General features: G+C 44.9%; 8 protein-coding genes. 1 reads left to right on the forward strand and 7 read right to left on the reverse strand.

The features are described 5' to 3' along the window. Nucleotides 1-220: 220 nt before the first annotated feature. The 6 genes from Q0546_RS03485 to Q0546_RS03510 all read right to left on the reverse strand — a co-directional run bounded on the left by Q0546_RS03485 (nucleotide 221) and on the right by Q0546_RS03510 (nucleotide 4,372). Entirely contained in the window at nucleotides 221-634 is a 414-nt protein-coding gene (locus tag Q0546_RS03485) for a DUF1877 family protein (protein ID WP_298790565.1), read from the reverse strand. Nucleotides 635-686: 52 nt separating this feature from the next. Continuing rightward, nucleotides 687-1,046, reverse strand: coding sequence for a DsrE family protein (locus Q0546_RS03490; RefSeq protein ID WP_298790567.1), 360 nt, complete (start codon nucleotides 1,044-1,046; stop codon nucleotides 687-689). A 255-nt stretch (nucleotides 1,047-1,301) separates the two neighbouring features. Continuing rightward, nucleotides 1,302-2,348 carry a type II asparaginase gene (locus tag Q0546_RS03495; RefSeq protein WP_298790569.1) on the reverse strand — a complete coding sequence of 349 codons (1,047 nt, stop codon included), beginning with the start codon at nucleotides 2,346-2,348 and terminating at the stop codon, nucleotides 1,302-1,304. A gap of 83 nt (nucleotides 2,349-2,431) precedes the next feature. Beyond that, nucleotides 2,432-2,767, reverse strand: a complete 336-nt coding sequence (locus Q0546_RS03500; RefSeq protein ID WP_298790571.1) for an AzlD domain-containing protein — start codon at nucleotides 2,765-2,767, stop codon at nucleotides 2,432-2,434. Continuing rightward, entirely contained in the window at nucleotides 2,764-3,426 is a 663-nt protein-coding gene (locus tag Q0546_RS03505; RefSeq protein WP_298790573.1) for an AzlC family ABC transporter permease, read from the reverse strand. The genes Q0546_RS03500 and Q0546_RS03505 overlap by 4 nt, the downstream gene beginning before the upstream one ends. A 94-nt stretch (nucleotides 3,427-3,520) precedes the next feature. Beyond that, nucleotides 3,521-4,372: an MBL fold metallo-hydrolase gene (locus Q0546_RS03510; protein ID WP_298790575.1), complete on the reverse strand. Its 852-nt coding sequence runs from the start codon at nucleotides 4,370-4,372 to the stop codon at nucleotides 3,521-3,523. 491 nt (nucleotides 4,373-4,863) lie between these two features. On the opposite strand from Q0546_RS03510, the gene Q0546_RS03515 reads away from it, so the two are divergent. Beyond that, nucleotides 4,864-5,022, forward strand: coding sequence for a Sel1 repeat protein (locus Q0546_RS03515; protein ID WP_298790577.1), 159 nt, complete (start codon nucleotides 4,864-4,866; stop codon nucleotides 5,020-5,022). A gap of 146 nt (nucleotides 5,023-5,168) precedes the next feature. Here the strand turns inward: Q0546_RS03515 and Q0546_RS03520 are convergent. Further along, nucleotides 5,169-5,347: flagellar basal body rod C-terminal domain-containing protein (locus Q0546_RS03520; RefSeq protein WP_298790579.1), on the reverse strand; the 179-nt coding region annotated here is incomplete at its 5' end.

Consider the following 5,347-nt stretch of genomic DNA (forward strand, 5'->3'; position numbering starts at 1 on the left):
GGCGGCGGCATTTGTTTGCATCTTTGGCGCGGCGGAGTGTAAATTTAAACCCGCAAATTTAACTTTATGCATATGGGCTTAAATTTATCCAAAAAGCGGCTCCATCGTCGCCAAGCGCTTAGCGGGATTTGCCGTAAAATTTACGCTATTACGATTAGCACGCCAAGGCCTTTGTCGGCGGCATTTTGATAAAAACTCAAAAGCCCGTTAAAATGCTCTTTTAGCTCGGCTTATCTTCAAATTCGCTCTCATATCCCCATATCTCGGGATACGTTCCTGCCTCGCCAAATTCTGCAAAATTTACGTTTGCCAAAAACGCGCCAATGTCGGTACTCTGCATCGCTTTAGCTACGGTTTTTACGTCATCTGCGTCCACGCAAGATACCGCCTCGCTCCCCTCCTCGCCCGCCATACCGCGTCCAAATATCGCCCAGCTAAGCGGATTTGGCGTAGCGAAAATCTCGCCTGCACTCATCGCTTCAAACATATTTTTGCCAGTTAGCGTTTTATGCATCACGTCCCACATTTTATCCAGGTCGTATTCGTCCAGCGCCTCGACATCGTCGCCGCCGCCGTTTTTGATCGCCTCTATATCGTCTCGCGCATAGGCGTAGTAGTGCGCGCTCATTCCCATTTTTGCTCCTAAAAAATCTCAAATTTAACGCAAATTTGCCGCTAACGGCAGCCTAAAAAGTCATCACCTGATCGCACACCGCGACCCAGCTAGCAAGGATATCCATGCTGCCCTTTATCTCGCTATCAAAGTACGGCTCGCCCGTGTGTAGACCGCATCTAGTCTCGCAGCTGCCGCAGACCTTTAGCGCTACACCGTTTGCGTGTAGCTCTTTTAGCTTTGCCACGAGGTCAAAGTCGTAGTTTTCGGGCTTTTGCGTGCTATTTCGCGCGAGATCGACCGCGTCGTTCATCAGAAATATCCTGACGTATTCGTCTCTATTTTTGAGCGCTCCTGCTAGCCGCAATGCGTTATACGCGTTGTCCGTGCCGTTATAGGGCTGATTTGTGAGGATGAGTAGAAATTTTTTCATTTTGTGCTCCTTTTGCTGGTTTTACTAGCTTCGCTTAAAAACCTCGCCTTTGCGGCACCGCTGGTTTTTGTGCAGTACAAACAGCGCAAATTTTAGCTAAGTTGTGCGTAAAATATCTTAAATTTGAGCTTAAATTTGAAATAAATTCATCGAAGTAAAAAATTGCAAAAGAAACGGCGGATCGTCCGTTTTGGATAAATCCGCCGTCATAGAAAAATACGCAAGTATCGCGAGATATTCGCCAAAAAGCAAATTTTAGTGAGTTAGGAAAAGCTCCTGGATCTTAGCCTTATCGGTTGTTTGCGTAAGCGCAAGCATCAAAAGCACTCTAGCTTTTTGCGCGTTTAGGTTGTCGCTAGCTAAAAAGCCGTATTTGCCGTCGTCTACCTCACCGTTTAGCGTGGTCTCGCCGCTACCTACGCGGGAGTCGCGCACGACTACTACGCCGGCTTTAACCGCTTCGCCTAGAGCCTCGAGCGCGCTTGGGAATGGATTTCCGTTACCCATGCCTGCATTTATGATGCCTTTAGCTCCGTTTTTGACGGCTAAATTTACAAAGTCCGGGTTGTCGTTTGAGTGGCTGTAGATGATATCTACTCTTGGAAGCTCTTTGATCTTTGTGATGTCAAATGCTGAATTTACGGTGTGTTTGCGTGTAGGATTCATGTAAAATTTGACGTTGCCGTAAAACACGGTGCCGATCTTGCCGCTGTTTGGAGATTTAAATGTATCGACAGCGGTAGTGTTGGTTTTAGTCACCTCTCTAGCCGCGTGGATCTCGTCGTTCATCACTACCATTACGCCCTTGCCTGCCGCTTCTTTATTCATCGCGACGTTTACGGCGTTAAAGATATTTAGGGGGCCGTCCGCGCTTAGCGAGCCGCTGTTTCTCATAGCGCCCACCATAACGATAGGTTTATCGCTTTTTACGACTAAATTTAGAAAATACGCAGTCTCCTCCATCGTGTCGGTTCCGTGCGTGATGACGACGCCGTCGGCCTTGCCACTAGTTAGCAGCTCGTTTACTCTGTTTGCTAGCTTAAACCAAACTTCGTTGTTCATCTCTTGAGAGCCGATGTTTGAGATCTGCTCTCCTTTGATGGTTGCTATCTTGTTGATATCGGGTACCGCGGCGATCAGTTTATCGACCGTAACGGTTCCAGACGTATAGCTCGTATCAAGAGCACCTGAGCCGCTGCCGGCTATCGTGCCGCCAGTTGCCAAAATGTAAATAGTAGGCTTCGCAAAAGCCAAAGTCGCTCCTAAAAGCATGAAAATCACCGCCTTTACTGCAAAACGCATGTTTGCTCCTTGTATTGAGATGTTACGAGGATTTTAGCGTTTATTGCTTAAATTTATTATTAACTATTAATTTTTATTTTCAGTTAAATAATCCTAATAAGCGTCATATATATCGCCGTCGAAGCCGCGATACTAAGCAAGGTATTTTTAAATTTCAGATGAATCAAAACCGCGGTAAAAACGGCTACTACTTCGTTTAGTCCGTATGGATAAACGTCAAATTTGACGTCCTTTAGCCCGTAGCACACCAAGATAACCATTATCATCAGCCCCATGTATCGCTCCACGGCGCTAAGCCACGGACGAGGCTTATAGTTTTTGATGACGTAAAACGGCGCGGCACGCGTCAAAAAGGTCGCAAACGCGCTTAGCAAAACGGCGGCGAATATCGCCCACTCGCTAGAACTCACGCTTATCAAAGCTTATCCTTAAAAACTAAAATAAAAATAAAGCAAAGCGCCATCGAGCCTACCAGCATCGCTTTAGCAGGCATGAGCGCTACGCCGGCGACTCCAAACAAGCACGCCGCACCCAGCACTTTATAATTTTTATCGTTTTTAAACATCTCCATTACGATCACGATAAAAAGCGCAGTTAGACTAAACTCAAGCCCGCTCGTATTGACCCTGATAAGCTCGCCGGCTAGGCATCCGACCGCCGTGCCCGCCGCCCAGTAGAGCCACGAGAGCAAATTTAGCCGCGTAAAAACATAGCTGCGCTCCGCTGCGTCTGTGATCTTAAGCGCCTTAAATATCGCAAAAGTTTCGTCCGTGAGAGTCGCAATATTAAAAAGGCGAAATTTGAGATCTTTGTACTCTTTTAAAAGCGCCAGCCCGTAAAAAGTGTGGCGCAAATTTACAAGGTAGCTCACGATAAAGACCTCAACATAGCTCGTGCCGACGCTAAAGAGCGAAAGCATCATAAACTGCGCTGCTCCGCCATATCCGAGCATACTAAGCGCCACAGCGATAAATGCGCTAATGCCCATGCTTTTAGCCAAAATGCCAAAGGCGATGCCAAGAGGGAAAAAACCCATAAAGATAGGAATGGATAGTTTAAAAACGTAGTTAAATGTCAAATTTCACCTTCATAAAAAGCCAAAATGTTAGCAAAAATTTGAAAAATTTAGGATAAAGGCTAGAAATTCTAGCCTTGTAGGGTAAAATTTGAGATTAAAATTTGATGATCTCGCCGTCATCTGGGATAGTGATCTTGCTCTCTATGCCTTCTTTTTTAACAAATTCACGAAGATCCTTACGGCTTACGCTCGTGTGATTCACGGCGTCCATATGTACGGCGATGATAGTCGCACCATTAAGCTCTTTTGCGGCGTGGGCTACGTCGGCTTTGCCCATTATGATACCGCTGTCAGGAAATGCCAGCACGCGAGCGTCGCCCGTATTCATCACGACTACACTAGGATTAAATTTGTTTAGAGCCTTATTTACGTCCGCAGTCCAAAGCGTATCGCCCATGACGTAAAGCGTTTTGTGCCCCTTTGCTTCAAACACGACGCCCATCGCATCGCCCAAAATAGCACCAAGCTGCTTGTTTTCATACATCTCTACCGTGCCGTGAGCGCCGCCCGCTTTATGTAGTTTCACTCCTTTAAATTCAGCCGATTCGTCTAGCACTCTTACGTCTTTAAAGCCTTGCTTTTTGATTAGCGTCGCATCATCGTTATGCTGAGCAAAGATAACGATATTTTTAGGTAAAATTTCAGCCGCGACCTCATCCCAGTGATCAGGATGCGTGTGCGTAACGATGATCGCATCGATGCCCTTATACACCTCTTTTGCATCCATAGGAAGTTCTATCAAAGGATTTCTAAGGTGTGAGTTTAGCGTCCCCTCAAAGCCAGGATATTTACCCTTTGGTGCAAGATACGGGTCGAGCAAAAAGTTCACTCCCGCATAGTTTATCTTTGCGGTAGCGTTTCTGATATGCTGAAAGCTGTCTTGTGCGTTTGCCGCGCTAATACCCAAAAATAGAGCGATTAGAAACAAAATTTTGTTTATCTTCATTATTTCTCCTTATAAAATTTACTCGCGCAAGATACCGAAAAAAAGCTAAAAGTATTTTTAATTTCGGCAGTTTGGGATTTTACGCTTTTGATTTTATAGTTTACAAATTTTTTAAAAAGGAGGATGAAAATATCCAAATCGGCGGTAAATTTAGCTTTAAAAGCAAAGAATAATAAGCGGCAAACAGTGGGGTAAATTTAAGATTTCGTGAGCTCCGCCGCATGCCAGCGCGATGATAGCTTAAATTTTAAAAAATCTGATAAAGCCTAAAGATTTAAGAAAATTTGAGCTAATGACGCGGCGAGCAAATTTAACCAAACCAAATTTAGCGTTTAATATAAAAATTATCCGGATTTTAATAATAAATCTTATAAAATGGCGCTAATCTTTTTATAGGAGCAAAAGCATGAAAAAAATAGTCATAGCGGTAGCATGCACGGCGGTTTTGTTTGGTGCGGGCAACGACGCAAAAATACTTCAAGGCGCTTGCGATGCGGGGAGACGCAAAAGACTGCTATAATCTGGGCGTTTTATACGCGGAAGGTCAAGGCATAATCAAAGATAAACAATCGGCTAAGAAGTATTTCGGTAAGGCTTGCGATATGGGCCTAAAACAAGGTTGCGATAATCACAAAATCCTAAGCAAATAAGAGTAGCGGGCTAGAACCGCTATAAAACAGCTAAAATTTAGCTCAAATTCGGCCGTTTTGATAAATTAAATTTAAAAAGCCGCCGAGTCCGTCAAATTTGCAAAACAAATCTCGGATTAGGTGGCTCAAATTTAGCCTATTTTAGGCTATCTCTTTAGGCTATTTACGATAGAGAGCATATCGTCGCTCGTCGTGATCGCCTTTGAGTTTGCCTCATACGCACGCTGACCCGTGATGAGGTCGGTCATCTCTTCAACCAGCTGGACGTTACTCATCTCGACAAATCCCTGCCTGATCGTGCCGAGGCCGTCGAGCTCTGTCGTGC

Source organism: uncultured Campylobacter sp., assembly GCF_937997465.1.
In the GTDB taxonomy this organism is placed as follows: Bacteria; Campylobacterota; Campylobacteria; order Campylobacterales; family Campylobacteraceae; genus Campylobacter_A.

Excerpts from the sequence above, each read along its gene's own strand:
- Q0546_RS03490 (WP_298790567.1), bottom strand. The coding sequence starts at position 1,046 with ATGAAAAAATTTCTACTCATCCTCACAAATCAGCCCTATAACGGCACG.
- Q0546_RS03485 (WP_298790565.1), bottom strand. The coding sequence starts at position 634 with ATGGGAATGAGCGCGCACTACTACGCCTATGCGCGAGACGATATAGAG.
- Q0546_RS03495 (WP_298790569.1), bottom strand. The coding sequence starts at position 2,348 with ATGCGTTTTGCAGTAAAGGCGGTGATTTTCATGCTTTTAGGAGCGACT.
- Q0546_RS03510 (WP_298790575.1), bottom strand. The coding sequence starts at position 4,372 with ATGAAGATAAACAAAATTTTGTTTCTAATCGCTCTATTTTTGGGTATT.
- Q0546_RS03515 (WP_298790577.1), top strand. The coding sequence starts at position 4,864 with ATGCGGGGAGACGCAAAAGACTGCTATAATCTGGGCGTTTTATACGCG.